Origin of the sequence: Streptomyces sp. XY006, assembly GCF_002237655.1 — a bacterium.
Classification (GTDB): Bacteria; Actinomycetota; Actinomycetes; order Streptomycetales; family Streptomycetaceae; genus Streptomyces; species Streptomyces levis.
In genome coordinates, this window is record NZ_NOKT01000069.1 from 1 (window position 1) to 1315 (window position 1315).

Here is a 1315-nt window from a genome sequence, read left to right on the forward strand (position 1 = left end):
CCTTGATTTCTAGTGGTCGTTGCAACACCCCAGCTCAAGGGGTGCGATGGACTTCGAGATCCGCAATGACAGACGTGGTGGGGGCGGTCGTCGGCTGACGCGTGAGCGGGAGGTATATCTCCAGCTCATGCGTCAGGGGTACAGCAGCAGAGAGGCCTGCCGGATCGTCGGGATCAACCTGCGAACCGGCAAGCGGTGGCGTAACGGCCACCACTCGCCGACCTACGGGAAGCCGAAGCCTCCTATCACCGTGGAGGCTTCGGCTTGCGGTCCTTCGCGGTACCTCCGGGAGGAGGACCGCATCCACATCGCCGACCGGCTGCGGGAGAAGGCGTCCATCCGGCAGATCGCCCGTGAGCTGAACCGCAGCCCGTCGACCATCAGCCGGGAGATACGCCGCAACGGCATGCCGCTGCGCGGGGACGCCTCCCGCTGGGCCTACCGGCCGCACGCCGCCCACCGCCGCGCCGAGCAGCGCCGCCCGCGCCCCAAGCCCGGCAAGATCGGACAGAATCCGGGGCTGCGGGACTTCATCCAGCGCCACCTCGAATTGCGCTGGAGCCCTGAGCAGATCTGCCAGGCTCTGCGGACCGCCTTTCGCGACCGGCCGGAGATGCACGTGGTCCACGAGACGATCTACCAGGCCCTCTATGTCCAGGGCCGCGGAGAGCTGCGCCGGGAGCTGGCCCGGGCCCTGCGCACCGGACGGGCCATGCGCCGGCCGCACCGGCAGTCCTACAAGCGCCAGCCCCGCGCCATCAAAGACATGGTGATGATCAGCGAGCGCCCGGCCGAGGTCGCTGACCGGGCCGTCCCCGGCCACTGGGAGGGCGACCTCATCATCGGCAAGGAAGGCAAGTCGGCCATCGCCACGCTCGTCGAGCGCCACACCCGCTACGTGCTGCTGGCCCCGCTGCCCGACGACCACAGCGCGGCGAGCACCCGGGACGCCCTCATCGAGGCCGTCAAGACGCTTCCGCCACACCTGAAGCAGTCCCTGACCTGGGACCAGGGCTCGGAGATGGCCGCGCACAAGGCGTTCACCGTCGCCACCGACATCCCGGTCTACTTCTGCGACCCGGCCAGCCCCTGGCAGCGCGGCTCGAACGAGAACACCAACGGCCTGCTGCGGCAGTACTTCCCCAAGGGCACCGACCTGTCCCAGCACAGCCGCGAGCACCTGGCCGCCGTCGCCGCCGAACTCAACGGCCGTCCACGCAAAACGCTCGGCTGGGAAACCCCAGCCGAGCGTCTCGCTAAGCTCCTGGCCACAGCCAGTTGATCACTTGTGTTGCAACGACCCCTGGAATTCGCC

At 68.7% G+C, this 1315-nt stretch carries 1 protein-coding gene; it reads left to right on the plus strand.

Going from position 1 to position 1315, the window contains the following annotated elements:
• The first annotated feature begins 46 nt into the window (after positions 1–46).
• Positions 47–1282 (plus strand): IS30 family transposase, encoded by a 1236-nt coding sequence (locus CHR28_RS37045; RefSeq protein WP_094058121.1) that lies wholly within the window; start codon positions 47–49, stop codon positions 1280–1282.
• Positions 1283–1315: the final 33 nt, after the last annotated feature.

What these genes read in the sequence shown, in the direction of transcription:
- CHR28_RS37045 (WP_094058121.1), top strand. Translation starts at nt 47, where the DNA reads ATGGACTTCGAGATCCGCAATGACAGACGTGGTGGGGGCGGTCGTCGG.